At 57.2% G+C, this 26,386-nt stretch carries 27 protein-coding genes and 1 riboswitch; of the genes, 11 read left to right on the plus strand and 16 right to left on the minus strand.

The genetic code is table 11. The annotated features are described in order from the left end of the window. Positions 1-92: 92 nt before the first annotated feature. Positions 93-455, minus strand: coding sequence for a DUF3307 domain-containing protein (locus tag ACR0LL_RS09065; RefSeq protein ID WP_480586359.1), 363 nt, complete (start codon positions 453-455; stop codon positions 93-95). A gap of 244 nt (positions 456-699) precedes the next feature. Here ACR0LL_RS09065 and ACR0LL_RS09070 point away from each other — a divergent pair, with 244 nt between their 5' ends. Further along, complete coding sequence (locus tag ACR0LL_RS09070; protein ID WP_480586362.1) at positions 700-3,696, plus strand: cyclic nucleotide-binding domain-containing protein; 2,997 nt, start codon at positions 700-702, stop codon at positions 3,694-3,696. A gap of 6 nt (positions 3,697-3,702) precedes the next feature. On the opposite strand, the gene ACR0LL_RS09075 is transcribed toward ACR0LL_RS09070, so the two are convergent. The 9 genes from ACR0LL_RS09075 to ACR0LL_RS09115 form a co-directional block, all read right to left on the minus strand. Then, positions 3,703-3,990 (minus strand): ArsR/SmtB family transcription factor, encoded by a 288-nt coding sequence (locus ACR0LL_RS09075; protein ID WP_480585940.1) that lies wholly within the window; start codon positions 3,988-3,990, stop codon positions 3,703-3,705. Between the two features lie 111 nt (positions 3,991-4,101). Next, complete coding sequence (locus ACR0LL_RS09080) at positions 4,102-5,334, minus strand: mandelate racemase/muconate lactonizing enzyme family protein (RefSeq protein WP_480585943.1); 1,233 nt, start codon at positions 5,332-5,334, stop codon at positions 4,102-4,104. 23 nt (positions 5,335-5,357) lie between these two features. Then, entirely contained in the window at positions 5,358-6,452 is a 1,095-nt protein-coding gene (locus ACR0LL_RS09085; RefSeq protein ID WP_480585945.1) for a Zn-dependent alcohol dehydrogenase, read from the minus strand. 82 nt (positions 6,453-6,534) lie between these two features. Next, positions 6,535-7,734 carry a TCR/Tet family MFS transporter gene (locus ACR0LL_RS09090; protein ID WP_480585947.1) on the minus strand — a complete coding sequence of 400 codons (1,200 nt, stop codon included), beginning with the start codon at positions 7,732-7,734 and terminating at the stop codon, positions 6,535-6,537. Between the two features lie 86 nt (positions 7,735-7,820). Then, complete coding sequence (locus ACR0LL_RS09095; RefSeq protein ID WP_480585949.1) at positions 7,821-8,537, minus strand: alpha/beta fold hydrolase; 717 nt, start codon at positions 8,535-8,537, stop codon at positions 7,821-7,823. Positions 8,538-8,549: 12 nt separating this feature from the next. Beyond that, positions 8,550-9,338, minus strand: coding sequence for a 3-oxoadipate enol-lactonase (pcaD, locus tag ACR0LL_RS09100; RefSeq protein ID WP_480585952.1), 789 nt, complete (start codon positions 9,336-9,338; stop codon positions 8,550-8,552). Positions 9,339-9,398: 60 nt separating this feature from the next. After that, positions 9,399-10,373 (minus strand): threonine ammonia-lyase, encoded by a 975-nt coding sequence (locus tag ACR0LL_RS09105; RefSeq protein WP_480585955.1) that lies wholly within the window; start codon positions 10,371-10,373, stop codon positions 9,399-9,401. Then, complete coding sequence (locus ACR0LL_RS09110) at positions 10,370-11,200, minus strand: alpha/beta fold hydrolase (RefSeq protein WP_480585958.1); 831 nt, start codon at positions 11,198-11,200, stop codon at positions 10,370-10,372. The genes ACR0LL_RS09105 and ACR0LL_RS09110 overlap by 4 nt, the downstream gene beginning before the upstream one ends. Further along, positions 11,200-11,886: a haloacid dehalogenase type II gene (locus tag ACR0LL_RS09115; RefSeq protein WP_480585960.1), complete on the minus strand. Its 687-nt coding sequence runs from the start codon at positions 11,884-11,886 to the stop codon at positions 11,200-11,202. The genes ACR0LL_RS09110 and ACR0LL_RS09115 overlap by 1 nt, the downstream gene beginning before the upstream one ends. Before the next feature lie 126 nt (positions 11,887-12,012). Here ACR0LL_RS09115 and ACR0LL_RS09120 point away from each other — a divergent pair, with 126 nt between their 5' ends. Then, the gene (locus tag ACR0LL_RS09120; RefSeq protein ID WP_267366103.1) at positions 12,013-12,441 is read left to right on the plus strand and encodes an FKBP-type peptidyl-prolyl cis-trans isomerase; all 429 of its coding nucleotides are present in this window, start codon (positions 12,013-12,015) and stop codon (positions 12,439-12,441) included. Positions 12,442-12,474: 33 nt separating this feature from the next. Here the strand turns inward: ACR0LL_RS09120 and ACR0LL_RS09125 are convergent, their stop codons facing one another. The 4 genes from ACR0LL_RS09125 to fabA are packed head-to-tail and all read right to left on the minus strand — an operon-like array spanning position 12,475 to position 15,280. Then, positions 12,475-12,654, minus strand: a complete 180-nt coding sequence (locus ACR0LL_RS09125) for a hypothetical protein (protein ID WP_267366102.1) — start codon at positions 12,652-12,654, stop codon at positions 12,475-12,477. Between the two features lie 58 nt (positions 12,655-12,712). After that, entirely contained in the window at positions 12,713-13,504 is a 792-nt protein-coding gene (locus ACR0LL_RS09130) for an enoyl-ACP reductase FabI (RefSeq protein WP_480585963.1), read from the minus strand. Between the two features lie 5 nt (positions 13,505-13,509). Further along, positions 13,510-14,739 (minus strand): beta-ketoacyl-ACP synthase I, encoded by a 1,230-nt coding sequence (gene fabB / locus ACR0LL_RS09135; protein ID WP_480585966.1) that lies wholly within the window; start codon positions 14,737-14,739, stop codon positions 13,510-13,512. A gap of 31 nt (positions 14,740-14,770) precedes the next feature. Beyond that, positions 14,771-15,280, minus strand: coding sequence for a bifunctional 3-hydroxydecanoyl-ACP dehydratase/trans-2-decenoyl-ACP isomerase (gene fabA, locus ACR0LL_RS09140; protein ID WP_480585969.1), 510 nt, complete (start codon positions 15,278-15,280; stop codon positions 14,771-14,773). A gap of 188 nt (positions 15,281-15,468) precedes the next feature. Between fabA and irrA the strand changes: the two genes are divergently transcribed. Beyond that, entirely contained in the window at positions 15,469-15,885 is a 417-nt protein-coding gene (gene irrA / locus ACR0LL_RS09145) for an iron response transcriptional regulator IrrA (protein WP_267366106.1), read from the plus strand. Here irrA and ACR0LL_RS09150 read toward each other — a convergent pair. After that, the gene (locus ACR0LL_RS09150; protein WP_480585972.1) at positions 15,863-16,786 is read right to left on the minus strand and encodes a LysR family transcriptional regulator; all 924 of its coding nucleotides are present in this window, start codon (positions 16,784-16,786) and stop codon (positions 15,863-15,865) included. The two genes, irrA and ACR0LL_RS09150, sit on opposite strands and share 23 nt — an antisense overlap. A gap of 83 nt (positions 16,787-16,869) precedes the next feature. Between ACR0LL_RS09150 and ACR0LL_RS09155 the strand changes: the two genes are divergently transcribed. Continuing rightward, a complete protein-coding gene (locus ACR0LL_RS09155) occupies positions 16,870-17,667 on the plus strand; it encodes a phytanoyl-CoA dioxygenase family protein (protein ID WP_480585974.1) in 798 nt (265 codons plus the stop codon). A gap of 6 nt (positions 17,668-17,673) precedes the next feature. Here ACR0LL_RS09155 and ACR0LL_RS09160 read toward each other — a convergent pair whose 3' ends face one another. Beyond that, on the minus strand, positions 17,674-18,537 hold the full coding sequence (locus ACR0LL_RS09160; RefSeq protein WP_480585976.1) for a hypothetical protein: 864 nt from the start codon (positions 18,535-18,537) through the stop codon (positions 17,674-17,676). Between the two features lie 122 nt (positions 18,538-18,659). On the opposite strand from ACR0LL_RS09160, the gene miaB reads away from it, so the two are divergent. From miaB to metK, 7 genes are all read left to right on the plus strand, one after another. After that, entirely contained in the window at positions 18,660-19,979 is a 1,320-nt protein-coding gene (miaB, locus tag ACR0LL_RS09165) for a tRNA (N6-isopentenyl adenosine(37)-C2)-methylthiotransferase MiaB (RefSeq protein WP_480585979.1), read from the plus strand. A gap of 173 nt (positions 19,980-20,152) precedes the next feature. Further along, positions 20,153-20,917: an outer membrane protein gene (locus tag ACR0LL_RS09170; protein WP_480585982.1), complete on the plus strand. Its 765-nt coding sequence runs from the start codon at positions 20,153-20,155 to the stop codon at positions 20,915-20,917. Between the two features lie 136 nt (positions 20,918-21,053). Next, entirely contained in the window at positions 21,054-22,076 is a 1,023-nt protein-coding gene (locus ACR0LL_RS09175) for a PhoH family protein (RefSeq protein WP_209505382.1), read from the plus strand. Positions 22,077-22,112: 36 nt separating this feature from the next. Next, the gene (gene ybeY / locus ACR0LL_RS09180; protein WP_480585985.1) at positions 22,113-22,607 is read left to right on the plus strand and encodes an rRNA maturation RNase YbeY; all 495 of its coding nucleotides are present in this window, start codon (positions 22,113-22,115) and stop codon (positions 22,605-22,607) included. A 35-nt stretch (positions 22,608-22,642) separates the two neighbouring features. Beyond that, positions 22,643-23,530, plus strand: coding sequence for a hemolysin family protein (locus tag ACR0LL_RS09185; RefSeq protein ID WP_267366995.1), 888 nt, complete (start codon positions 22,643-22,645; stop codon positions 23,528-23,530). Further along, positions 23,527-25,041: an apolipoprotein N-acyltransferase gene (lnt, locus tag ACR0LL_RS09190; RefSeq protein WP_480585988.1), complete on the plus strand. Its 1,515-nt coding sequence runs from the start codon at positions 23,527-23,529 to the stop codon at positions 25,039-25,041. Before ACR0LL_RS09185 ends, lnt begins: the two co-directional genes overlap by 4 nt. Positions 25,042-25,071: 30 nt before the next feature. Beyond that, positions 25,072-25,120, plus strand: a riboswitch (SAM-SAH riboswitch). A gap of 5 nt (positions 25,121-25,125) precedes the next feature. Beyond that, entirely contained in the window at positions 25,126-26,307 is a 1,182-nt protein-coding gene (gene metK, locus ACR0LL_RS09195; RefSeq protein WP_480585991.1) for a methionine adenosyltransferase, read from the plus strand. The last annotated feature ends 79 nt before the right edge of the window (positions 26,308-26,386 follow it).

A 26,386-nucleotide genomic window follows, 5' to 3' on the forward strand; every position in this document is an offset into this window, starting at 1 on the left:
GGGGCAGGTTAACAGCTTGCCTCGCTATGACCGGCCGAGGGATAGGCGCATAGCTTCTGGGCTGCGCATCGGACGGCATATCCTGGTACGAGCTACGTTGCCGCGAAAATCACCCAGGCCCAGACCATCGCCACATAAGTCAGGTTGTGCAGGCACTGGTCTAACCCAGCTGCACGCCAGAACGCGGCCTGCGTCGGCTCAAGCTGTTTCTTGTCTGAATAGCTAGCTTTCAAGAAATCGATATTGAAATGAATGACCCATTCAAGCAGTCCGACAATCAGGATGAACAATACCGGAGCGCCAAACGCGGCAAACACGATGACAGAGCCCGCAACATGTACTGCTGCGTGCTGCGCGCGTCCCAAGTGAAAATACTCGCCTCGGCCAGAGAGCATTTTCGGTGTTTGGAGGTAGTAGTCAGCGAACATGTGCTTGACCTGAAAAAGGCAAAGCATAAGTAACACTGCGCCAATACTGGCAGTCAAAAGAACCCTCCCGATATCGTTCTAAACTGACTTTAGGCAATAACACGGCCATGCGTAAATGAACTAGTTCACATAAGATAAAGAAAATTCTCAGGTGGGAAAAAATTTGCATAACGTGTCAGTATGGCAGTAAATTCAAACCGTTGAATTTGGGCGCGCGGCATCCGGGCCGTGTTATCGGCCAGCAGTAGGGGCAGGTTCCATAGAACGCACGATTTTCCGCTTTATTTGGAAATACTCCAAACGCGATCAGCTGATCCTGCTGGCTGTGACGGCGACGTTGTTTCCGTTGCTCTATCTTACGCTGGAACTGCCCAAGCGTATCATCAACGACGCAATCGGTTCGACAACGGCCGAAGTGGATGTCTGGGGCTATACGCTTTCACAGACGAATTTCCTGATCATCTTGTGCTTTGCTTTCCTTGCTGCCGTGTTGGCGCACGGGCTGATGAAAATGCGCATCAACACCATGAAGGGTGTGCTGAGCGAACGCATGCTGCGACGGTTTCGGTATCAGCTGGTCAGCCGCGCGCTTCTTTTTCCGCAACCCTATTTCGAACGGGTCAGCCAGGGCGAAATGGTCTCGATGATCACGGCTGAAAGCGAACCAATGGGCGGGCTGATGGGCGATGCGATCAGCCAGCCGGTTCTGCAAGCCGGTCAGATGATCACCATCCTTTCTTTCCTGTTCTTGCAAAGCTTTTGGTTCGGGCTGGCCGCAGTCGCCCTGATCCCGGTGCAGGCCTGGTTAATCCCTAAATTGCAGCGTCAGATCAACCTGTTGAACAAGAAGCGTATTCAGGAAGTTCGGACGTTGGCTGCCCAGATCGGCGAAAACGCGGCAGGTGCGTCAACCCTCCGCAGCAATGGCGGCTGGCGCTATCGCCGGGCTATGATCTCCGATCAGTTGGGGCGGCTTTTCGCGATCCGCTTTGAGATTTACCAGAAGAAGTTCTTTATGAAGTTCATAAACAACTTCATCTCGCAGCTGACACCATTCATGTTCTACCTGATCGGTGGCCTTCTGGTGTTGCAGGGTTCGGTTTCGCTGGGGGCATTGGTTGCGGCGCTGGCGGCGTATAAGGATCTGAGCTCACCCTGGAAAGAGCTGCTGACCTATTACAACCAAACCCAGGACATGTCGTTGCGCTGGGATATCGTCGTTGACCGCTTCGATCCAGCCGGATTGAAGGACGAAGCGCTGTTCGAGGGCGAACCAGCAGAGCGCCCCCACCTGAGCGGTGATATAGCGCTAAAGCACGTCTCGGTTCGTGACATGGACGGCAATCAGGTGCTGGATGATCTGAATCTTACTTTTCCCGCTGGCAAGACGATTGGCATTGCCGCACCCAGCGAAGAGGACCGGCGCGCCATGGGTGAGCTGCTGACCCGCGAGATTTTGCCCGCTGCCGGCACGGTTCAGGTTGGGGATCTGAACCTGGCAGACCTGCATCAGGGCGTAGTGGCCGCACGTATCGGGTATGCAACGTCCCGCCCGGTCATGTTTCAGGGAACGTTGGGTGACAACGTGATGATGCCGATGCGGTTCAAACCCTTGGCCGAATCCACAGATGACCCAGATTTTGCCGAGACCTTGCGGGCTGGAAACAGCATGGATCCGTTCAGGGTGGAATGGCTTGACCCGGCGCTGGCCGGGTTTGAAGACGCGACGGCGTTGCGCGATTGGTGGTTGCAACTGATTGATGGAATGGGGTCCGGGGCTGCCCTGTTTCGGCGTGGCGCTGAACAGAGCTTTGTTGCGACCGAACACTGCGAACTGGCAAAGAAACTGGTCGAGCTGCGCCCGCTTGTGCGGCAGGCGGTCCATGACGCGGGTCTTGAGCAGCAGGCGCTGATTTTCGACCGGAATGCTTACAACCCGGCGCTGCCTGTTGCAGAAAACCTACTTTTTGCGACGCCTCGCGTGCCGGTGACGCAGGCTTTGCTTGCCCGGCAGAAGGTTTTCCTCATGCAGTTGCGAGAGTTGGGGCTGGATGAGACGTTGATCGCCCTGACGCGTGACGTGATCGAGATGCTGCGCCAGATCTTCGGGTTCGACGGAACCGACCATCCGTTGTTCCGCAAGCTGGGTCTTGATGCAAAGACCTATGAGGCAGCCGTGGAGCTGGTTGAACAGACCCGCAGAGAGGGAACGTCAGGGCTGGATGACGAACAGCTGGCCAGTATGTTGGCCGTGCCTTTCGTCGTCTCGGCTGAACAGATTGGCCCGGCGTTCACGGATGAGCTGAAGGATCGCATTCTGGAACTGAGGCAGAGTCATTCGGACAAGCTGTTGGAAAGTCTCAAGGACGCTTTTGTTCCGCTGGACCCGGAAGATTTCGCGCCTGGATTGACGGTCATGGAAAACGCGCTGTTCGGCAAGGTCAGCCAGATAGGTGGCGCGCGATCGGATGAGGCCCGCAAGGTCATTGTGGACGTGTTGGAGGAGAACGGCGCGCGTCCTTTGGTGGTCGAGCTGATTTATGATATTCCGGTTGCTTTGGGTGGGCAGAGCCTTCCGGCGGTTTTTGCCGAACCGCTGGCGTTTACCCGCGCGACAATCAAGAAGCCGGATATCCTGATCCTGGAGCAGGCATTGGCCAGTTACGACATGAAAACGCAGGTGTCGGTCTACAAGAAGCTGCGCGAGTTGTTGCCGGATGCCACGGTGTTCTACCTCAATGACCAGTTCGAAAACCCGGACGTATTCGACATGTTCGTGGAAATCCGGCAAGGTCGTGTCGTCTCGGACGGAGGACCGGTGGACGTGGGAAAAGACAGCGCATCTTCAGCAGATCTGGCGCGGAAACTTCGCGCGCTGGAGCAGACCCCCTTGTTTTCGGGGCTGGACCGGAGGCAATTGCGCCTTCTGGCTTTTGGCGCGCAATGGTTCGATGCCAAGCCCGGTCAGGTGGTTTTCCTGAAAGATGATCAGCCGACCGATGGCGCTTACGTGGTGCTGGAGGGCGAGGCCGGCCTGTACCTGCCGCAGGAAGATGGCCCCGACCAGTTGATCACCACCGTGGGGCCGGGCGCATTGGTGGGTGAGCTTGGTCTGATCCGCAAAGAACCACGCGCGCTGAGCATGGTGGCCGAAACAAACCTATCCTGTCTTCGGATCGGTGAGGAAGAGTTCCTGGCCGTTGTGGAAAACGATGCGGCAACCGCGTTCAAGCTGATGCAGGTGATCGCCGGTTACGTGTCCAATTAGGAGTGATCAGTTGACAGGCTCACAAAACAGATCGTACAGCAGACCGATCATCTGCGCTGCATTCCCATCGCGCAGCGAATAATAGATCGTTTTGCCATCTCTTCGGGTGGTGACAAATCCTTCCTCCCGCAGACGGGCCAGCATTTGGCTGACGGCGGCTTGCCGCAATTGCAGCAAATCCTCAAGCTGGCCTACCGATTTCTCACCACTCCCGAGGTGGCACAGGATCATCAGGCGCCCTTCATGCGCCAGTGTCTTGAGAAATGCAGCCGCGCGGGCTGCATTTTCTTTCATTTCAGATGGTGTGTCCGAGGTGTGTGCCTGAGGTTCGGTTTCTAGGAGTGTCACGTTTTGACCGTTGTTCCGTTAATCTTGGGTTAATATGCCTCAAACACGTCTGTGTTGTCACCCCTCGGTTGCAGGGGCACCGCCCTGAAAAGCATTGCCGTTAACGTAATCGCAGGGCTCTTCCTGCATTTGCAGATGCAAGCCACGACCTTCATACGGGTGCGCGCGGGCCAGGTCTTCGTCGACATCGATCCCAAGTCCCGGACCTGTCGGAGCGATCACAAAGCCGTCCTCGACCTGAATGGACCCTTTGATAAGCTGATTGTGGAACGGTGTTTCAATGGTTTCCAGCAGCAGCAGGTTCGGGATCGACGCGGCCAGGTGGATATTGGCGGCCCATTCCACCGGACCCGCATAAAGATGCGGTGCCATCTGAGCGTTGAATATCTCTGCTATGGCGGCGACTTTCTTCATCTCCCAGATTCCGCCGGCACGCCCCAGCGCCGGTTGCAGGATTTCCGCAGCCCCGGCGCGCAGAACGGCTCCGAACTCGGCCTTGGTTGTCATGCGCTCTCCGGTGGCGATGGGGATACGGACGTTGCGGGCGACACGGGCCATGTCTTCGATCATATCGGGTGGCGTGGGTTCTTCGAACCATAGGGGCTGGTACGGTTCCAGCGCCTGCCCCAGCCGGATGGCCCCGGCCGTGTTGAACTGACCGTGTGTGCCAAACAGCAGGTCAGCCTTGTCCCCTACCGCTTCGCGAATTGCCTTGCAAAAGGCGACGGACATGGAAATGTCACTCATCGCGGGCATGTGGCCGCCACGGATTGTATAAGGGCCCGCCGGGTCGAATTTCACCGCGGTATAGCCGTGCCGCACCATTTCGGCAGCTGTTTCACCCGCTTGTTCGGGAGAGGTCCAGAAGTCAGTCAGATTGTGATGCGGCAAAGGGTAGAGGTAGGTATAGGAGCGAATTCGTTCGTTCACCTTGCCGCCCAACAGAGCGTAAACCGGGCGGTCGCGAGCCTTGCCCAGAATATCCCAACAGGCGATCTCCAACCCCGAGAATGCGCCCATCACCGTCAGGTCGGGGCGCTGCGTGAAGCCGCTGGAATAGGCGCGACGGAACATAAGCTCGATGTTTTCGGGGTTCTCGCCCAGCATGTGCCGTTCGAACACATCCCGAATGACGTGGCGCATCGCCTCGGGTCCGACGGACGAGGCATAGCATTCGCCCCAACCGGTGATGCCGGTGTCAGTCGTCAGCTTAACCAATATCCAGTATCGCCCCCCCCAACCCGGAGCGGGTGGGGCGGTGACGATGATGTCGAGATCCTGCAGTTTCATCTCAGTTTCTCCGAGCCGGGGGATCAGGTTCTGTCGAACAGGATCACGTTGCGCTTTGCAGATCCGGTTTTGGTATCGGCAATGGCCTCGTTGATCTGATCCAGCGACCAGCGGCCCGAGATCAACTCGTCCAGTTTCAACCGACCTTGCTCGTAGAGGTCGATCATCCAGGGGATGTCCCGCTGAATAACCACATCACCCATTTTCGAGCCGACAACACCCTGACCCAGGGCTGCCAGAACAACCGGTTCATAGCTGGCCATGCCGCCCGAATGCGGCATTCCGATCATGATGGCCTTGCCGCCGCGGCCAAGATAGCGCGGGGCCTGATCATAGGCGGCGATTGCGCCGACCGTAATCAGAACCGCATCGGCCCCGCGCCCGTCAAGGGCTTTATACGCTGCTTTCCAGGGCTCTTTCAGGCTGGCCAATACGCCATGGGTCGCGCCGAATTCCTTTGCGATTTCCAGTTTTTCTTCTGTCATGTCGACGGCCACGATCCGTCGTGCACCGGCGATTCGTGCGCCCTGAATGGCGTTCAGGCCAACACCACCCGCGCCGATGACCACGACATCCTGACCCGGACGCAAATTGGCGGCGTTGACCGCAGCACCGACCCCGGTGATCACCCCGCAAGACAGAAGGCTGGCCAGGTCTTTGGGCAGGCTTTCGGGTATCCTGACGATCTGCCGATGGCTCACCACGACCTTTTCGGCAAAAGCGCCGCAGGCCATGGCCTGCTCCAGCGGTTCGCCCTCAGCCGTTTTCAGCGGGCCTTTGACGGTGTCGTACGGAGTTTCGCAATTTGTCGGGTGCCCTCCGGCACAGGTGGGGCAGGACCCGCACGCGCGAATCAGGGTTACAACCACGGGCTCGCCAATCCTGAAGTCTCCGGCGGCCTCTCCAACTGACGAGATCACACCTGCGGCTTCGTGGCCATAGACGGCGGGCAGAAAGCCACCCCAGGCACCTTCGGCATAGGATATGTCTGAATGGCAGATGGCCACTGCATCCAGCGTCACTTCGACTTCGCCCGTGCCGGGGGGGGCCAGCTGAACCTCTTCGATAACCAGGGGTTCGCTGAATGCTCGGCAGACTGCAGCTTTGATTGTTTGCATGTTTTCCCTCATTCCCGTTGGCCCCACGGTGGCGTGGGAAAGCGTTGATCGCAAGGCGGAAACCGTCATGTGTGTGTCGTTGTTAAGCCACAACAGGCGGGGACCGGCGAAACAGCACAAACCCGGCCAGCATCAGCGCCAGCGCCAGCAGGAACGGAGCACCCGGCAAGTACAGCGGTGTGTCAGGGCGAATGAATTGCGCAAATACGCTGGTCATGACCAAGGGCGAAATGACCATCGAAAGCGCGTGGAGCGCGGTCAGCACGCCCTGCAACTCTCCCTGTTGCGAATCCGGTGTCGCTTTGGACATCATTGCCTGAAGTGCCGGTGTGGTGATTGCCCCGATTGCGGTGATTGGGATGAACAAAAGCGCAATGAACCCGTTGGTCAGAAAGGCCAGAATTGCGAAGCTGAGGATTTCAAAACCCATCCCGTAGATGATGGCGCCCCGCTCGCCGCACAATCGGATTGCGGGGCGGATCAGACCGCCTTGCACAACGGCCATGCCGATCCCATAGACGCCCAGTGACAGGCCGATCATCTGAGGGGACCAGCCGAACCGCTCGGTGGTGAAAAAGGACCAGATAGCGGGGTAGACGTAGATTGAGACCGAATACAGAAAGTAGACCCACAGCATAGGCCGGATACCGGGCAGTGCAGCAATGGCGCGCAGCGAATTCACCGGGTTGGCGCGGCGCAAGTTGAAGGCGCGCCGGGTATTGTCGGTCACGGTTTCAGGCATCACGAAACAGCCTACGGCAAAGATCAGTGCCACCAGTCCTGCCGCAGCCCAGAACGGGGCACGGGTTCCATATTCGCTGAGCAACCCGCCGATCACCGGGCCAAGGACAAAACCCACGCCAAAGGCCGCACCCAACAGGCCAAAGTTCGCGGCCTTGTCCTTGGGATCGGAGATATCCGCCATGAACGCGGCAGCGGTGGAATGTGTGGCTGCGGTTATACCGCCGACAATACGACCGGCCAGCAACAGCCAGATACTGCCGGCCACGGCCATAACCATATAATCAAGCGCCATGACGAACAGCGACACCAGTAGCACGGTTCTGCGACCATAGGCGTCGGACAGGTTTCCAAGGATTGGACCAAAGACGAACTGCATCGCCGCAAAAGCGGTACTCAGCACTCCGCCCCAAATCGCCGCATTGGCAAGTGAGCTGCCCTGCACGTCTACAATCAGTTGCGGCATGATTGGCATCACCAGACCAATGCCCATTGCGTCGATCATGACGATGCTGAGGATGAAGAGTGATGGCAGGCGCATGGGACTCGGGCAGGTGATCTGTTCGTGGCACCCTAGGCACAGTCACCGAATGTGGGAAGACAGAGTTTTACGTACAATCTGCGGTATCACCCGAATTTGCTTGCCAATTCGCTTAGCAATCCGGCCAGTTCCTGTGGATGCGAGAAAAACGGAGAATGCGAACTGTCGATGGTTCGTCGCAGTTCCTTCGGGATGAACGCGCACATGTCCGCCTGATACTCCGTGGGGATTGTTTGGTCATCCGTGGTGCGGACATAGGCCTTGGGTACATCGTTGAAATTCGTGCCGACCGGCAGTGGTGTTTCCTGGGGGAGAATGGCCTGTGGGCACAGGCGCGCATAGGCGTAAGGCAGAATATCGTCCGGACAATCGTGATAGAACAGCCTGGGAATGGCATCCACCGACACGGTGTAAGACAGACCGTCTGCGGATTTTTCCACTGCGTGAGCTATGGTTTGCCGTGGCCCGCGCCTGCGCATATCTGCCAACGAAAGCCCATCGTGAGGCACGTAGGCGCACAGAAAGATCAGGGCGCGCATGGCGTCCGGCCGAGCCTCGGCGGCGGCGCTGATCGGATAGCCGCCCCACGAGTGACCCACGACAATCGTATCGGGCGTGCAGGCGTTCAGAACGGCATCGCGGCAACTGTCCAGTGTAACCTCGGACACCGGCGTTGGATCCGCACCATGGCTGGGCATGTCGATGGCCCGGGCAGAGTGTCCCAAAGCCTCAAGCGCAGGGATCAGATCGCGCCAGCACCAGGCTCCGTGGCAAGAGCCGTGGACCAACAGGAAAGACGCCATTGCTGTTCTCCTTCAGATATGCCCGATATCGGTCAGAAACCGGGTTAGGATTGCTGCGTATTCTGCGGGTTTCTCGACACAGGGCAAATGGCCAGCTCTGCAAGTCAGTTCGAACCGCGATCCGGGGATCAGGTCAACAGTTTCGCGCACCAGATCGGGCGGGGTCGAGCCGTCCGCGCTTCCGGCGATGCCAAGTGTAGGCAGGCGCAGGCCGCTTGTGGGTGTATAGAAGTCGGTCCCGGCGATGGCGGCGCAACAGCCCAGATACCCGTCAAGCGGTTGGCTGATCATCATGTCGCGCCATGGCAGGTGGTCTTGCGCCGCGCGGAAATCACGAGAAAACCAGCGTTCCATTGTGGCGTCCGCTAGTGCTTCGATCCCACCGCGACGTATGGCGTCGATCCGATCCTGCCAGACTGCGGGTGTGGCGATTTTGGCAGCGGTGTTCGACAGAACCAGCGCACGTATCTGATCCATACGTTTGACGGCCAGTCCCTGTGCAATCATCCCGCCAATGGACAGGCCGACAAAAACGCAGTCGCGAACCTTCAGGTGATCCAGCAGCGCCTCGGCATCGCGGATCAGGGCGCCCATAGAATAAGGCGCCGGTGGAACCGAGGATTGCCCATGTCCGCGTTTGTCATACCGGATGATGCGCAACCCCTTGGGCAAGTGCGGTAACACGGCGTCCCACAGGTGCAGGTTTGTTCCTAATGAGTTGGCAAAAACCAGTGGCGCGCCATCCGCCGCACCATCAACACGGTAATTCAGTTTCACGTCGCCCAGATCAGCGATCATCATGACTCAGGTCCTTGCAGCCCCGGCGTTCCAGGTGCAATTTGCACAGGTTTGGGGTGCCTGTCAGGTCAGGAATTCCAACGCCCTGGCAAAAACATCCGGATCGACGTTACCGCCCGAAGTGACCACGATCACGTCGTCGCCCTCAATCTCGTCGCCCCGGAACAGGGCCGAGGCCAATGCAACTGCGCCGCCGGGCTCCAGCACGATCTTGAGGCGCAGGAAAGCAAGTGCCATGGCCCGCAGCGCCTCGTCTTCGGTGACCGAAATACCGGGCCCGCAAAGACGGTTGAGGATGGGAAAGGTGATGTCGCCGGGTTGCGGTGTCAGGATGGCATCGCAAATATTGCCTGATGCCGCGTTGTTGTTCTGAATCCGTCCCTTTGCCAGTGATCGTTTTACGTCATCGAACCCTTCTGGTTCGCACGGGCGTACCCTTAGGTCGGGGGCGTGTTTTTCAAGTGCCAGCGCAATGCCAGAGGTGAGGCCGCCACCACCACAACAGACCAGAACATCCGCCTGAGAAACCCCAAGTTCCGCTGCCTGTCTGGCGATTTCCAAGCCGGTGGCACCTTGTCCCGCAATCACCTGAGGCTCGTCATATGGCCGGATCAGGGTTAGCCCGCGTTCGGCGGCGATGGTTTCCCCGATCTCTTCGCGGCTTTCGTTTGCGCGGTCGTAAAGAACAACTTCACCCCCAAGCGCGCGGGTGTTTTCGATTTTCAGGTGCGGCGCGTCCGACGGCATGACAATGACCGAAGCAATTCCATGTTTCGACGCCGCCATCGCAACGCCCTGCGCGTGGTTGCCCGAGGAATAGGCAATCACGCCGCGCTGGCGTATGTCTTCGTCCAGCGCGGATATGGCAGACCAAGCCCCCCGAAACTTGAAACTGCCCGTATGTTGCAGGCATTCCGGCTTGACCCAAATTCGGCGCCCGGCGATCGCGTCAAGAAATGGCGACGACAGAATTGGTGTCTCGCGGACATGTCCCTTAAGCCGTTTGGCCGCGGCTTCGATCATTTCAATTGTGCTCATGCAGCGTTCTTCAATACCTTTTTGATGACATCCAGAGATTGAGGCTCATTCAAGAACGGAACATGCCCGCGGTCCGGCACATCGGTCGAGATCAGACCGGGATGCCGCCGGTGCATCTCAGCCAGTGTTTCTGCGCTCAGAATGTCCGAGTTCGCGCCCCTGATCGCGGCGCAGGGAATGTTGCGCAGCGCTTCAAAAAACAACCAGTAATCGGGTATGGCACCGCTCGCGGCCTGTTCCAGAAGCGCTTTGCGCAGGGCCGGGTCATAGCGCAGCGCCAGCCTGTCCCCTTGTTGTTTGTATTGAATTTCGGCCTGTTTGCGCCAGATCTCCAGGGGAACTCCGGGGAATTGCGGCTCCATCACATGTTTCAGGGCAGCAGCAGCTTCGTCATAGGTTTTCGCGGTGGGTTGTGCGCCCACGTAGGCCATGATCTTGGCGATGCCTGACGTCTCGATGACCGGCCCCACATCGTTCAGAATCACACCGGCCAAACGTTCGGGGTGGCTTGCCGCCAATGCCATGGCAATCAGTCCGCCCCGCGAGGTGCCCAGAATGGCCGCTTTTTCGATGCCCAGTACATCCAGCAGTTCAATCGCGTCATGGGATTCACGAAAGACGTTGTAGTTCATGAAATCGGGGTCGTAGTCCGAGCGACCGCGCCCCCTGTAATCCATAGCAATCATGCGCAGCTCAGTGGCATGTGGTGCAAAATACGAGAAATCCCGGCTGTTTCTGGTCAATCCGGCCAGACACAAAAGCGGCGTGCCCGATCCATGGTCTTCGAAATAGATGCGCTTGCCGTCCGAAGTCGTAAAGTCCGGCATTAAAGACCAGCCAGTTTGGGAATGGTGGTCAAGTCAGACAGTACATGCGCTGGCGTCCACGGCAGCCGGTCCATTGGTTCCCCGATCCGATTGACCCAGGCGGTGACAAAACCATAACCGCTGGCCCCTGCGGCATCCCAGCCGTTTGAACTGACGAACAAGACCTCGTCACGGGCGCAGTCAAACCTGTTCTGAACCAGATCATAGACACGGGAATGGGGCTTGAAGACCCCAACGCTTTCGACCGAGAGCACGTCATCCAGCACATCGCCGATCCCGGCGGACTGAACAGCGCCGTCCAGCATGGGCGGTGATCCGTTGGACAGGATGGCAGTCTGCATCCCGCCATCCTTGAGGGCTTTCAGCATGACAGGAACTTCGGGATAGGCCTGTAACTCCCAATAAAGATCCAGCAGGCGTTGGCGCAATTCTGGGTTGCCCTGAAGGCCGGCAGCTTCCAGCGCCCAGTCCAGCCCGTCCTGCGTGACATCCCAAAAATCCGCATGGGCATCCGCCACAGCACGCAGCCATGTGTATTGCAATTGCTTCAGGCGCCAATGCCCTGCGACCTCGGGCCATTTGTCTTTCAGGGCTTCGAACCCCGGCTCGCCTGCTGCCTGCCGGGCGGCGGCCGCAACATCAAACAGCGTTCCGTAGGCGTCGAACACGCAGGTCGTGATTGCCATATGACCCTCCTTTGATTGCGCGCAGGTTGGCACAACACGGAATGGGGGGAAAGGGCCAAGGGTTTACAACTTTGTGTCAATCTCTAGGGTTGGCCGCTTAACCCCTAAAAACGGCCGGAGGCCACTATGACCGAAATCAAGCAAGGTGACACGATTCGCATCCATTACACAGGGACATTGTTGGATGGCAAAGTTTTTGACAGTTCGGATGGGCGCGATCCGTTGGAGTTCGTGGTAGGATCGGGCCAGATCATTCCCGGTCTGGACAGTGCCATGCCTGGTTTGTCCGCAGGTGACAAGAAACGGGTCGAGATTGCCTGTACCGACGCCTACGGCCCGATCAACCCTGCGATGCGTCAGGAAATCCCCCGCGAGGGTATTCCCGAGGATATTCCGCTGGATCCGGGCACTCAACTGCAGATGCAGACACCGGACGGTCAGGCCGTACCTGTGACAGTTGTGGACGCCAACGAAGCGACTGTGACCCTAGATGGAAACCATCCGTTGGCCGGTCAGGATCTGGTGTTTGAGATTGAAGTCGTCTCGATCAATTGAGACATAGTTCGGGTTGGAACGCCCGCCCGGACTTCAGCCGATCAAAGCTTCAACAGCTGCGCGCACCTGTGGCTGGGTGAAAAAGACAAACACCAGCAGCAATGATGTCAGCGCGAGCAGCAACACTCTGGCCCGCTGGCTGAGGAAACCGGACTTTTTCCGGCTTTGCACTGATCGTGCGTTGTTTGCAATGATTTGATCTAGCTTGCTCATATCGAAGTCCTGCCGCCGAAAGATGGTGAAATCTTGGCGGCGGCAGGGAAAGATATGGTCACATGAAATCGGGTTGCGGCATGCCCAGAACGTGGAAACCACCGTCAACGCGGATGATTTCTCCGGACGTGCAGGCTCCCGCATCAGATGTCAGGTAAACTGCGGTCCCGCCAACAGCTTCCAGAGTGGCATTCGAACGCATCGGCGCATTCTGATCGCAGAACTTATATGTCCTGCGCGCCCCGCCAATGGCGGCACCGGCAAGGGTTTTCATCGGTCCCGGTGAGATTGCGTTCACGCGGATACCATCCGGGCCAAGGTCATTGGCCAGATAACGGGTCGCCGATTCCAGCGCCGCCTTGGCAACACCCATGACGTTGTAGTTCGGTACCACCCGGTTTGATCCCTGATAGGTCAGCGTCAGCAGCGAACCCCCATTGTCCTTCATCATCGGATAGGCGCGGCGTGCCACCTCGATAAAGGAATAGGCCGACACGTCCATCGAGTGTTTGAAGTTCGCCCGCGTGGTATTCAGAAACCGACCTGTCAGCTCGGATTTATCCGAATACGCAATGGCATGAACAACAAAGTCGATGGTGGGCCAACGCTGGGCCAGTTCACCAAAGGCGCGGTCCAGTGCCTCGTCGTCGGTCACATCGGCATCCACCATGAAATCGCTGCCCAGACTTTGAGCGAGAGGTTCCAGCCGTTTGCCGAAAGCCTCGCCCTGATAGGTGAAGGCCAGTTCTGCGCCTGCCTCGTGCATGGCCTTGGCAATGCCCCACGCGATTGAGCGGTCATTGGCCACGCCCATGATCAGGCCGCGCTTACCTTTGAGAAGATCCGACATCACTTTCACCCGTTATACTTAGACAGAATCATGGACCCGTTGGTGCCGCCAAAGCCGAAGCTGTTGGTCATAACACTGTCCAGTCCTGCGTTTTCAACCACTTCAGTTGCAATTTCACCGGGCAAGATGCCTTGGGCGAGTGTGTCGACATTGATCGACGGCGTGATGAAATCATTGTCCAGCATGAGCAGGCAGAAGATCGCCTCAAGCGCTCCTGCCGCGCCTTGCGCGTGGCCAGTCATCGATTTGGTCGAAGAAATCGGTGGCACATTGCCTTCACCGAAGATGCGGCGCACAGCCTCTACTTCGCCTACGTCACCGACAGGGGTCGAGGTTCCATGTGCATTGATATAGCCGACTTTGCGACCTTCGAGCAATGTGGCCAGCGCCAGCCGCATCGCGCGCTCACCGCCTTCACCCGAAGGGGCCACCATGTCGTGGCCATCCGAGGTAGCAGCATAGCCGGTGACTTCGGCATAAATCTTTGCGCCGCGGGCCAGCGCGTGCTCCAGCTCTTCCAGAACGAGGATGCCGCCGCCACCGGAAATCACAAACCCGTCACGGTTTTCGTCAAACGCGCGCGAGGCTTTGTCGGGCGTGTCATTGTATTTCGACGACATCGCGCCCATCGCATCGAACAGGCACGAAAGCGTCCAGTCCAGTTCTTCGCCGCCGCCAGCAAACATGACGTCCTGTTTACCCAGCATGATCTGTTCGGCCGCGTTGCCGATGCAATGCAGCGAAGTCGAGCAGGCCGAGGTGATCGAATAGTTGATACCCTTGATCTTGAACGCGGTCGCCAGGTTTGCCGAGATTGTCGAGCACATGCATTTCGGCACAGCGAACGGCCCGATCCGCTTGGTTGCACCGGTACTCAGAACCGTCTGATGCGCGGTCAGCATCGCGCTTGTCGACGGGCCGCCAGACCCAGCCACCAGACCTGTGCGCGGGTTGACCACCTGATCCTCGGTCAGACCGGAATCTGCAATGGCCTGAGACATGGCGATATGAGCGTAAGCCGCGCCCGGACCCATGAAGCGTAGGGTGCGTTTGTCCACGTGTTCAGCCACGTCAATCTTGAGCGTTCCCGCGATCTGACTGCGAAATCCGTGTTCCGCCATCTGTTCGCTGGCTTCGATCCCGGACTTGCCTGCTTTGAGCGAGGCCAGAACCTCTTGTGCATTATTCCCGATCGAAGATACTACCCCCAGACCGGTGACGACTACTCGACGCATGTGCGCACTCCTTATTTCGGGTCGGTCAGGCTCAGGCCTCGGACAAAACGACCTTCATATCTTTGACATCATAGATCATCTCGCCATCGGCTTCGACGATTCCATCTGCCACACCCATGGTCAGGCGACGTGTCTGAATCGCTTTCTTGAAATCGATTTTATACGTTAGCATATTGCGGTCTGGACGAACCATACCGGTCAGTTTCACTTCGCCCACGCCGACGGCCATGCCGCGCCCTTGCCATCCGCGCCAACCAAGGTTGAAACCGGTCAGCTGCCATAGACCGTCAAGGCCCAGGCAGCCCGGCATAATTGGGTTGCCGGGAAAATGGCAGTCAAAGAACCAAAGTTCAGGGGTGATATCGAACTCGGCCAGCACATGGCCCTTGCCGTGCAGGCCACCGTCTTCCGAGATGTCGGTAATCCGGTCCATCATCAGCATTGGCGGGGCGGGCAATTGTGCATTGCCGGGGCCAAATAATTCGCCGCGGGCGCATTTCAGCAGATCGTCTTTGTCAAAACTGCTTGGGAACTGGGCCATTCTTGCCGCCTCTCCTGCCGTGGGTCCGTTCGTTATATCTGGCCTCGTCTAGCACCCGTTTGCAAGGTCCTGCAAGAGCAGCGGCCACATCATGTTGTGTATGCCGCGTTCTTTGCGAATGAATTTCATTTGAAATTGCCAACCATGCGCTCCTATATATAATGGAAGTAACTATGGGTATCGGATCAATGACACCGCAGAGCGGCGATATAGCAACGGGTTGGCTGGTGAACGCCGGCCTGCGTCCGACGCGTCAACGTGTGGCGTTGGCCGAGCTTCTGGTGGGCGATGGCCGGCATCGTCACGTCACCGCCGAGAGCCTGTTTGAATCGGCCAAGGCGAATGGCGACGCTGTTTCACTGGCGACGGTTTACAATACCCTGCGCGCGTTTTGCGACGCTGGCGTTCTGCAGGAAATCACCGTGGACGGGTCAAAAAGCTACTTCGACACGAATACGCATGATCACCCTCATTTTTATTGGGAGGATGAGGCGCGCCTGAGTGACGCGCCATCGGACCAATTGGTGATCCAGCGCCTGCCCGAAGCGCCCGAAGGGGTCGAGATTGCCTCGGTCGACGTTGTCATTCGCCTGCGCAAAAAGTAGCGCCAATACCGCCTTTCAAACTCGCCAACAACAAACGTTCAATCTGATCAATCGTTGCGTCAGCGGGCCCTGTTCCGTGGCGCGCAAGTACAACCGATTCAGTTGCGTCCTGATTGCTGATCGGAACACTGACAAGACGTTTATTGTCATAACTGACCGGGCTGAGCGGGCTGGTATAACTGATCCCGATCCCTTCGCCATGGGCGGCAAGACTGCGCTGGATCTCAATCGACGCCGCCCTATGCGCGACAGTCGGGTGCAGGCCGTTGCGCCGGAAGAGACTGAGGATGTGTTGGGCTGACCAGCCTTCTGTTGACAGGATCAACGGGTGAGCAGCCAAGTCAGCCAGTGAGACCATGCCCGCTGTCGCCAACAGATGATCCGGTGGCATTAGGGCCTTTGGTCGACTGTCGAACAGTTTTGTTCGTGTGAACCCGGCATCCATTGTCAGCTCATAGGTGATAGCAATATCGATCTGGCCATCAATCAATCTGTTCAGCAGCCCTTCAAAGGACGCAGCAAAGTATGTGATTGCGATGTTTGGAAAAGCATCGCGCAGATGGTGCAGGGCGGGTGCCAGCAGGAAGGGCGCGAGGTCCGTAAAACACCCCAGTCTTAGACGTGTCGTGCCCGGCGACGGAGTTTCTGATGCCTCGATTTGGGCTGCGTCTTTCAGCAGGACCTCAGCCTGATCGATGAATTTTCGCCCCTGAGGCGTCAGCGCCATGGCTGAACCTCGGCGGCGGATGAACAGAGGGTGACCCAAATGTGCTTCGACACGCGTCAGGGCTGTAGACAGGGCTGGTTGCGAAACATTCAGGTATTGTGCGGCTGCGGACAGGCTGCCGTGGCGCCCGACCGCGCAAACATATTCGTACTGACGCAGTGAAATATATAACATGAAGTTAATTATAACTTCGAAAGATATGATTTGAATAGAACACATCTTCAACGCAAAAGATTGGAAAACGAATGGAGACCCGGATGCCTCACCCGCTTGTTACTCAAGAAATGATCATAACTTATCAGGATGATGGCGTCGTTCTGATCAAAGGGCTGTTTGCAGACTATGTGGATCAACTGCGGAAGGGTGTGGCCGCGAATATGGTAGAGCCTGGCCCGTATGCATCAGAAAACAAGAAAGAGGGTCAAACGGGTCTGTTCTTTGACGATTACTGCAACTGGACCCGCATCCCACAGTTCCGTGAGGTGATCGAAAACTCGCCCGCGGCCGAGGTCGCAGCGGACCTGATGCAGTCGAAAAGTGTTCAGGTGTTTCACGACCACGTATTGGTAAAAGAGCCCGGGACATCCATGGCCACGCCCTGGCATCAGGATGGCCCATATTACTTCGTTGAAGGTCAGCAAACCATCAGCTTCTGGTCTCCGCTGGATCCCGTCAGGCAGGCGACGTTGCGCTGTGTCGCAGGTTCTCACCGGTGGGAGAAAGAGGTGCTGCCAACCCGCTGGGTTTCAGAGGAAGGTTTTTTCCCCGATGAAGGGCAGTACATCCCCGTGCCGGACCCAGATGCCGAGGGCATGAAAGTCGTTGAATTCGAAATGGACCCCGGTGACGCCGTTGCCTTCAATTATCGCACCCTTCACGGTGCGCGGGGTAACCACTCGGATAGCCGTCGCCGCGCCTTTTCTCTGCGGTTAGTCGGCGATGACGCACGGTATGTAGAGCGTCCAGGCAGAACCTCTCCACCTTTTCCCGGCCATGGCATGACACCGGGGCAGCGTCTTCGCGAAGACTGGTTTCCGGTCCTGTTTCAGCGCTGAGACGCTTCAGAACCATTGGCCTGATTCGATCAGGCCCAGATCCAGCAGCTGCCGCGAGTGCCATTCAAAAGGCACAGAGTTGCGCCAGCTAAAATTCGGAATGTCAAAAGTCGACCCGGCATTTGTTTTGAGCGCCTTCGCGGCGCGGAAGGAACAAATAGCCGCGGTCATGTTGTGATGCCATGGGCAGGAATAGGTATTGTATTCCGGCTCATTGAACGTGTGGTCCGATTTCAGGATCAGGCCCTTTTGCGCCTTTAACAGGGCGATGCGGTCGATGCGACGGCGTTCATAGGGAATGTGATCCTCGAACCGCCAGCGCAAGCCACCCGACAGGTCCACCTGGCGGTCCAGCGGTTGGCCGTCAGGGTCGCGGCGTGATTGGGCATAGTAACCCGTTTTGTCGAACAAAGCCTGTTCGGGGGCGACACCGTTGGGAAAAGCGGTCAGGTCCTCGGCATAAAGGTCGATGACGTAGCTCAGCATAGCATTGCGGCGTTCTTCGCTGTGAAAGGCCAGCATTTCGCCAATGCTGCGCGTTTCGCAGAACGGAAAGAACAGGTACTCGGCGTTATAGCAGTAATACATCCAGATGCCGGGTGCGGCCTGAATTATTCTGTTCAGGGTATCGAAAACCATCGTTCGGGGAACGCATTTCAACGTGACCCGATGCACGCGGTCGATCAACGCGGGCTCCAGTCGGAACTCCTGAGGCATGAAGGCGATAACGGATTTGAACCCAAGTTTCAGATGGTGATGCAGAGTACTTTCCAACTCGACCTCATCCTCGGCAAAGACCATCGCAACGGGGCATTGCGCCATTGCGGGCTGCCCGGCTTTCAGAAAATGGTCGAGGGAATCGTATTGCATCGGCTGTTTTCAGTTTTGTCTTGCTGGAAAGTTCCGCCAAATTCGGGTAATTGCGCCCGCATTGCAAGCGGCGTTCGAAGAATATAGACGACGCCGGTCCAGCGAATGCAAAGGCCCGTCTCATGTCCGAACCGAAGAAGCTGTTTATCAAGACCTATGGCTGTCAGATGAATGTCTATGACAGCGAACGCATGTCCGAGGCGCTGGGCGGGCAGGGCTACGTTGAAACCCAGACCCCCGAAGATGCGGATATGATCCTGCTGAACACCTGCCACATCCGTGAGAAAGCGGCAGAGAAAGTGTATTCCGAACTGGGGCGCTTCAAGGGTCTGAAGGCCGAGAAGCCTGATCTGAAAATCGGCGTGGCGGGCTGTGTCGCTCAGGCGGAAGGCGAAGAGATCATGCGCCGCCAGCCTTTGGTTGATCTGGTGGTCGGTCCGCAAAGCTATCACCGCCTACCCGAGATGGAGGCAAAGACCCGAGCGGGCGAAAAGGCGCTGGACACGGATTTCCCCGAAGAGGACAAGTTCGAAAAACTGAAAAACCGCCCCAAGGCCAAGCGCGGACCGACGGCGTTTTTGACTGTTCAGGAGGGCTGCGATAAATTCTGCGCCTTCTGCGTGGTTCCTTATACACGCGGTGCTGAAGTCAGCCGCCCAGCCGATCGCATCATCCGCGAAGCCCATGATCTGGTCGAACGCGGGGTACGCGAGATCACGTTGCTGGGCCAAAACGTCAACGCCTATCACGGTGCCGGGGCGAATGGTGACATGACGCTTGCTGGTTTGATCTGGGAACTGAACAAGGTCGACGGGCTGGAACGCATCCGCTTTACCACCTCGCACCCAAACGACATGGCCGACGACCTGATCGAGGCGCATGGCACCTGTGACAAGCTGATGCCTTATCTGCACCTGCCGGTTCAGTCGGGTTCGGACCGTATCCTCAAGCGGATGAACCGTAGCCATACGGCAGAAAGCTATCTGCGGCTGGTCGAACGCATTCGTGCGGCGCGTCCTGATATCGTGATGTCGGGGGACTTCATTGTTGGTTTCCCAGAAGAGACCGAAGATGATTTTCGGGCCACGATGGATTTGGTCGAAGAGGTCAAATACGGCTATGCCTATTCCTTCAAATACTCCACACGTCCGGGAACCCCGGCAGCTGAACGGTTGCAGGTTGATCCGGCTGCGGCAGATGAACGGTTGCAGCGGCTTCAGGCCTTGATCACGCGCCATCAGCGAGAGATTCAGGACGGTATGGTCGGACGCACTGTCCGCGTTCTTTTCGAAAAACCGGGTCGCTTGTCCGGGCAGATGGTTGGAAAGTCCGAATATTTGCATTCGGTGCACGTAAAAGGACCAGAGATCGCCACGGGTGACTTGAGAGAAGTCCGGATCACTGAGTCGGGGGCGAATTCTCTGGCCGGTGAGTTGTTGTAGGTCGGTGTAAACACCTCCCGGACACCATAGTTGGTGTTTGTTTCCAAAATTTACCCTTGATTTATTGCTTGGAACTATGCTCCGAGAGGAGCCATGGTTTTTTTGGGCGCAAGGATTTGCGTCTGCAAATCGGCAATATGCCGGTCCCGGAAAACGGGATGAGGGAGGTACGAGTGACGACTATCAAGAGCTTTGGGAACCTGAGCAGGTTTAAAACTCTGACGCTAACTGCCGCTGTTACATTGATTGCCGGCGCATCCATGGCCGGAGATTTGAAAGGTGAGGTAACCGATCCGGAAGTGGTAGGCCCGGAAAGATTCAGCACCGATGTCAGCGCTTTTTACTTGGGACTTACAGGCGGGTATGGGTCCGGCGGGGATGATCGGTTTGGCCTGACAACGCCCAGCAGGCAGTTTGATATCGGTGATCAGGACTTGTCGGGGACATACGGTGGGCTCCGGGGGGGGTGGCGTGGTATTTTACCTGCTAGCGGTGGGCGCGACTATGTCTATGGCTTTGAAGTCGGGTATGAATTCGGTTCCCTGGACGACACTGTCAGCAGGCGGATCGGCGGCGTCAATGTGCAAGGCGGAACAGAGATTTCGGATGTTCTGGCAGTCCGATTTCGTAATGGTCTGACAAACCGCAGCGGACGAATTCTGTATTTCTTCAGTGTCGGATATCTGTGGGGCGATGTGGAAACAACCAACAGCTTGGCATTGGGCCCGACGGTTCAGAATTTCTCGGCGTCAGATCGGCGGAACGGTTATTCGGCAAGCATAGGGGCCGAGCATAAGTTGTCCGACAATTGGTCGATTACGGGCGAATATGAATATGTCCAATTCCAATCAAAAAACGTCCAGTTCAGTTCTGGCTTTTCCACAAAGTCCACACCAAAATACAGCGGCTTGAGATTCGGGCTGAACTATACCTTCTGATGTTCGCCCAATCGGCAACCGATCACCGTTAAATCGGCTGTTATGACATCTCAGCGTTTATTTTTGAAACTGTGGCTTGCGCCTACCAAGATTTGTTGTCTACGCTCGGGGTGAACAGCCAAGACAGGAGAGCGGATTGGCCATCGGTGCCCTGACCCCACCGCAAGATGAAATGCCCCAACACGAGGCGTTCGTAGAATTTCCAGACAACCGATTGCTGATTGACCTGTGCGGTGAATATGACCGCAATCTGGCCGAGATCGAAACCAAGCTTTCGGTCCAGATTGTACGTCGCGGCAATCAGTTGGTTGTTATGGGCGATGAAGATGCTCAGAAACAGGCGGTTGAAGTGCTTCAATCGCTGTATACACGGCTTGAAGGTGGGCGCGAGGTTGAGGCCGCAGACGTCGATCGCGAGTTGCGGATGGGTGTTTCGGAGCAGGGAACCGGAAGCCGCGATGGCGATCAGCTTGAGATGTTCAAGGGCGGTTCTGTCGAGATCAAGACCCGCAAGAAGCTGGTTGAGCCGCGCACCGACGCCCAGAAAGCCTATGTCCAGTCACTGTTCAACAATGAGCTGGCCTTTGGAATTGGCCCGGCGGGGACGGGTAAGACCTATCTGGCGGTGGCGGTCGGTGTTTCGATGTTCATCGGCGGACATGTGGATCGAATCATCCTGAGCCGTCCGGCGGTCGAGGCGGGCGAGAAACTGGGCTATCTGCCAGGCGACATGAAGGACAAGGTCGACCCTTACATGCAGCCGCTTTATGACGCGCTGAACGATTTTCTGCCCGGAAAACAGTTGGCCAAGCTGATCGAAGAGAAACGAATCGAAATCGCTCCGCTGGCCTTTATGCGCGGTCGTACGCTGGCCAACGCATTTGTGGTTCTGGACGAAGCGCAAAACGCCACCACGATGCAGATGAAGATGTTTCTGACCCGTCTGGGCGAAGGAAGCCGCATGGTCATCACCGGTGACCGGTCACAGGTCGATTTGCCGCGTGGCGTTCAATCGGGTCTGGCGGACGCCGAGAGGTTGTTGAAAACGATCCCGAATATTAGTTTCAACTACTTCACTTCGAAAGATGTGGTGCGCCACCCGCTTGTCGCTGCAATCATCGAGGCGTATGAGGCCGATGCGGGCCGTGAAACCACGTGAGCACATAGCCCGTTAACGAGGCTGTTGTGCGGTAAGATGACCCTGGATCTCATTTTCGAAGACGAAAGGTGGCAAGATCTTGAGGTCTTGTCACAAAAGGCGATTAACGCCGTTCTGACCCATTGCGGTTTGGCCCCGGAGCTGTGCGAAGTCAGTATTCTGGGGTGCAACGATGCGCGGATTTCAGAACTGAACGCAGAATTTCGCGGCAAACCGACGCCCACCAATGTGCTGAGCTGGCCTGCGGAAAACCTGGCTCCGGACGAGCCAGGGCAATCACCACGCCTGCCAGAACCGGACTTTACCGGCGAGATTGTTCTGGGCGATGTTGCGATTTCCTATGACACCTGCGCCCGAGAGGCGGCCGAAGCCAACAAGGCAATGAGTGATCACGTGACCCATTTGCTTGTTCACGGAACGTTGCATTTGCTGGGTTATGATCACATTCGTGACCCCGATGCCACCTTGATGGAAGGGATTGAGGTCAAGATACTTGGCAAATTGGGTATTGATGACCCATATAAGGTATAATGTGGGTTCAAGACCCGATCAGTTGGAACAAGGTAATGGGCGAAATAGAAGGCAGTTCTAGGGCGGCGCAAAGCGCGCAACCTCAGGACAGCAGTACTGAAACGGAAGAGAAAACCGGTTTGTTTTCTCGTATCCTCGAAGTGTTTTCGAGCGATGATACTCAACCGGACCAGACGGTGAACGGACAAAACGCGGCTGTGGCGCAGCCACGCGGGATGATTAACCTGCGCCGGATGCGCGTTGAGGATGTTGCCATCCCTACCGCTGAAATCGTCTCGGTACCTTCGACGATCACAAAAGATGAACTGGCGGACGTTTTCCGAAGCAGTGGTATGTCGAGGATTCCAGTCTATGAGGGAACCTTGGATACACCGCTTGGTTTTGTTCACCTCAAGGATTTTGCTCTGACCCACGGTTTCAACGGTGGGGGTAAAAAGTTTGATCTGACTTCTATGCTGCGGACGCTATTGTTCGTGCCACCATCCATGCCAATCGGCGTCTTGTTGACCAAGATGCAAACCGAGCGGCGTCACATGGCATTGGTGATTGATGAATATGGCGGCGTTGATGGTCTGCTGACGATCGAAGACCTGATCGAGCAGGTCGTGGGTGAAATCGCTGACGAGCACGATGCGGATGAAGACCAGCTTTGGGTGCAGGAAAAGCCCGGATGCTATGTGGTACAGGCGCGTGTGCCGCTCGAAGATTTCGAGGCCGAGATTGGCCGGTCTCTGACCAGTCATGAAGACGTCGACGAAGAGGAAATCGATACTCTGGGCGGGCTTGTCTTTATGCTCTCCGGCCGCGTTCCGGCGCGGGGTGAGGTTGTCATTCACCCAGAGGGCCCGGAATTCGAAGTGATCGAAGCCGATCCACGCCGTATCAAACGGCTGCGCGTCATGCTGCCGGACGTTGCTGCATGACCCCAATACGGGGCTGGCCATTATCGTTGAGATTGTTGGTCGCTGCCACCCTTGGCGGGGCAGGTGCGTTTGGTCAGGCGCCTCATCTGTTTTGGGGCGCAACCGTTTTGGCTCTGGTCCTGATTGTGCCAATTTTCCTTGCCAGCGAAACCCGAAGCCGGGCGGCATGGGTCGGCTGGGCCTTCGCGACCGGCTATTTTGCCCATGCCCTTGGCTGGATCATTGAGCCGTTTCAGGTGGATGCTGAACGCCATGCCTGGATGGCCCCGTTTGCGTTGGTGTTCTTAGCGGGCGGACTGGCCTTGTTCTGGGCTGCCGCCTTTGGCCTGTCGCGAAAAATTGGTGCCACGCCCATTCGTCAGGGCATATTACTAGTTGCAGTCTTGTCCCTGGCCGAGGTGGCGCGTGGATATGTGATGACCGGCTTTCCATGGGCTGGCGTCGCGCAGATCTGGGTGGATACACCGGTGGCTCAGGTGCTGTCTCTGGTTGGGCCAAATGGGTTGAACGCGCTGACCTTTGCCGCAACATTCCCAATTGGCGCGGCATTGGCGCAGGATAAACCCTTGAACGGTTTGGCGCGGACCCTGGGTTTTACATCCGCGATGGCCGCGCTGGCGATTACTTATGGGTCGACGCGACCCGTCGTTCAGGACGGTTCGCATCTGGTTCGCGTGGTCCAGCCTAATGCCCCTCAGCACCAAAAATGGGATCCGGCATATGCGCCTTTGTTTTTCGCGCGTCAGGTTGAATATACCGCGGCTTTTCCCAGACCCGACCTGATTGTCTGGCCCGAGACCGCAGTTCCAGCTTGGTTGGCTAGCGCACAACCGTTTCTGTCAACTGTTGCGGATGCCGCGCAGGGTGTGCCGGTGATATTGGGGATTCAGCGCGCAGAAGGCCCGAGAATCTTCAACTCGCTGGTCTATCTGGATGAAACCGGGCGTCAGGCAGGGTTGTATGACAAACACCACTTGGCGCCTTTCGGTGAATACGTCCCCTTGGGTGACCTGATGGGGCGTTTCGGGGTCAGTGGTCTGGCGGCCACAACCGGGCACGGGTTCAGCGCGGGGCCGGGCCCCGCCCTGTTGGACCTCGGCAAGCTTGGAAACGCATTGCCCCTGATTTGCTACGAAGCCATTTTCCCGCAAGATGTGAATGGTGCGCCGGGTCGGGCTGACTTCTTATTGCAGATCACAAATGACGCGTGGTTTGGTACGCGGTCGGGACCGTTTCAACACCTGGTGCAAGCCCGGATGAGGGCAATTGAGCAGGGCTTGCCGATGATCCGTTCGGCCAATACCGGTGTATCGGCCATGATTGACCCATTGGGTCGGGTGACTGCGTCGTTGGCTCTGGGTGAGGCAGGATATGTGGACGCCGCGTTGCCGCAACCACACCGTCGCACGACTTATGCACGTATCGGGGACAGTCCGATCGTTGTTGTCTTACTGTTTATTCTGGCGATGGCGCTGTTTGGTACCCGCGGCAACCGGGCAATTAGAGATTGACCCCAACTTTGGGCAAGCGTATGCGTCTGTGGTCTGCCACAACGGCTTCCTGGCGTGGCGGAGAAACCTTAATGGAGCACATTTATGTCCCGACAGAACTATACTTTTACTTCGGAATCCGTTTCTGAAGGGCACCCGGATAAGGTCTGTGACCGTATCTCGGATGCTGTCCTTGATGCATTTCTAAACGAAGAGCCTGAGGCGCGCGTGGCCTGCGAAACCTTTGCCACGACCAACCGCATCGTTATCGGTGGCGAAGTTGGTCTGTCGGACAAGGACAAACTGCATGACTACATGGGCCGCATCGACGAAATTGCGCGCGAGTGCGTGAAAGACATCGGATATGAGCAGGACAAGTTCCACCACGAAACAGTCGAGGTGACGAACCTTCTGCACGAACAATCCGCCCATATCGCGCAGGGCGTGGATGCTGCGGACAACAAGGACGAAGGCGCTGGCGACCAGGGCATCATGTTTGGCTTTGCCACAACAGAAACGCCTGCTCTTATGCCTGCGCCGATCCAGTATTCGCACGCAATCCTGCGGCGTCTGGCCGAAGTGCGCAAGAACGGCGCCGAGCCTGCACTGGGGCCGGATGCGAAATCTCAGTTGTCTGTCGTTTATCAAAACGGCAAACCGGTCGGCGTCAGCTCGATCGTTCTGTCGACGCAGCATCTGGATGAGGCGCTGACATCGGATGATATCCGCGCCATCGTTGAACCCTATATCCGTGAAACTCTGCCCGAAGGCTGGCTGTCGGCTGATACCGAATGGCACGTCAACCCGACCGGCAAATTCGTTATTGGCGGGCCGGATGGCGACGCGGGATTGACCGGTCGTAAGATCATCGTGGATACCTATGGTGGCGCAGCCCCGCATGGTGGCGGTGCTTTCTCGGGCAAAGACCCGACCAAGGTTGACCGTTCGGCGGCCTATGCCGCGCGCTACCTGGCGAAAAACGTCGTAGCCGCCGGTATGGCCGAGCGCTGCACCATTCAGTTGAGCTATGCCATTGGCGTATCGAAGCCGCTGTCGATCTATGCAGACACGCATGGCACGGGTCAGGTTGCAGATGCGGCGATCGAAAAAGCAGTTGGTCAGATCATGGATCTGACACCCCGCGGCATTCGTCAGCACCTTCAGCTGAACAAGCCGATCTACCAGCGTACAGCGGCTTACGGGCACTTTGGCCGCGAACCGGATGCGGATGGCGGTTTTAGCTGGGAACGCACTGATCTGGTCGACGCGCTGAAATCAGCAGTTTGATCTGAAAAATCCAAAGCGCGCCTTCAGGGGCGCGCTTTTTCTTTGGGGCGGTGCACGCTCTTGCAACGTACTCCGCTGC

The sequence above is a fragment of the Ruegeria sp. AI2 genome, from assembly GCF_056541275.1.

Excerpts from the sequence above, each read along its gene's own strand:
- lnt (WP_480585988.1), top strand. The coding sequence starts at position 23,527 with ATGACCCCAATACGGGGCTGGCCATTATCGTTGAGATTGTTGGTCGCT.
- ACR0LL_RS09125 (WP_267366102.1), bottom strand. The coding sequence starts at position 12,654 with ATGAGCAAGCTAGATCAAATCATTGCAAACAACGCACGATCAGTGCAA.
- ACR0LL_RS09130 (WP_480585963.1), bottom strand. The coding sequence starts at position 13,504 with ATGTCGGATCTTCTCAAAGGTAAGCGCGGCCTGATCATGGGCGTGGCC.
- ACR0LL_RS09150 (WP_480585972.1), bottom strand. The coding sequence starts at position 16,786 with ATGTTATATATTTCACTGCGTCAGTACGAATATGTTTGCGCGGTCGGG.
- ACR0LL_RS09115 (WP_480585960.1), bottom strand. The coding sequence starts at position 11,886 with ATGGCAATCACGACCTGCGTGTTCGACGCCTACGGAACGCTGTTTGAT.
- ACR0LL_RS09085 (WP_480585945.1), bottom strand. The coding sequence starts at position 6,452 with ATGCAAACAATCAAAGCTGCAGTCTGCCGAGCATTCAGCGAACCCCTG.
- fabA (WP_480585969.1), bottom strand. The coding sequence starts at position 15,280 with ATGGCCCAGTTCCCAAGCAGTTTTGACAAAGACGATCTGCTGAAATGC.
- ACR0LL_RS09065 (WP_480586359.1), bottom strand. The coding sequence starts at position 455 with ATGCTTTGCCTTTTTCAGGTCAAGCACATGTTCGCTGACTACTACCTC.
- ACR0LL_RS09155 (WP_480585974.1), top strand. The coding sequence starts at position 16,870 with ATGCCTCACCCGCTTGTTACTCAAGAAATGATCATAACTTATCAGGAT.
- miaB (WP_480585979.1), top strand. The coding sequence starts at position 18,660 with ATGTCCGAACCGAAGAAGCTGTTTATCAAGACCTATGGCTGTCAGATG.
- ybeY (WP_480585985.1), top strand. The coding sequence starts at position 22,113 with ATGACCCTGGATCTCATTTTCGAAGACGAAAGGTGGCAAGATCTTGAG.
- ACR0LL_RS09095 (WP_480585949.1), bottom strand. The coding sequence starts at position 8,537 with ATGGCGTCTTTCCTGTTGGTCCACGGCTCTTGCCACGGAGCCTGGTGC.
- metK (WP_480585991.1), top strand. The coding sequence starts at position 25,126 with ATGTCCCGACAGAACTATACTTTTACTTCGGAATCCGTTTCTGAAGGG.
- ACR0LL_RS09110 (WP_480585958.1), bottom strand. The coding sequence starts at position 11,200 with ATGCCGGACTTTACGACTTCGGACGGCAAGCGCATCTATTTCGAAGAC.
- ACR0LL_RS09185 (WP_267366995.1), top strand. The coding sequence starts at position 22,643 with ATGGGCGAAATAGAAGGCAGTTCTAGGGCGGCGCAAAGCGCGCAACCT.
- ACR0LL_RS09160 (WP_480585976.1), bottom strand. The coding sequence starts at position 18,537 with ATGCAATACGATTCCCTCGACCATTTTCTGAAAGCCGGGCAGCCCGCA.
- ACR0LL_RS09080 (WP_480585943.1), bottom strand. The coding sequence starts at position 5,334 with ATGAAACTGCAGGATCTCGACATCATCGTCACCGCCCCACCCGCTCCG.
- ACR0LL_RS09105 (WP_480585955.1), bottom strand. The coding sequence starts at position 10,373 with ATGAGCACAATTGAAATGATCGAAGCCGCGGCCAAACGGCTTAAGGGA.
- ACR0LL_RS09075 (WP_480585940.1), bottom strand. The coding sequence starts at position 3,990 with ATGAAAGAAAATGCAGCCCGCGCGGCTGCATTTCTCAAGACACTGGCG.
- ACR0LL_RS09120 (WP_267366103.1), top strand. The coding sequence starts at position 12,013 with ATGACCGAAATCAAGCAAGGTGACACGATTCGCATCCATTACACAGGG.
- pcaD (WP_480585952.1), bottom strand. The coding sequence starts at position 9,338 with ATGATGATCGCTGATCTGGGCGACGTGAAACTGAATTACCGTGTTGAT.
- irrA (WP_267366106.1), top strand. The coding sequence starts at position 15,469 with ATGACACCGCAGAGCGGCGATATAGCAACGGGTTGGCTGGTGAACGCC.
- fabB (WP_480585966.1), bottom strand. The coding sequence starts at position 14,739 with ATGCGTCGAGTAGTCGTCACCGGTCTGGGGGTAGTATCTTCGATCGGG.
- ACR0LL_RS09090 (WP_480585947.1), bottom strand. The coding sequence starts at position 7,734 with ATGCGCCTGCCATCACTCTTCATCCTCAGCATCGTCATGATCGACGCA.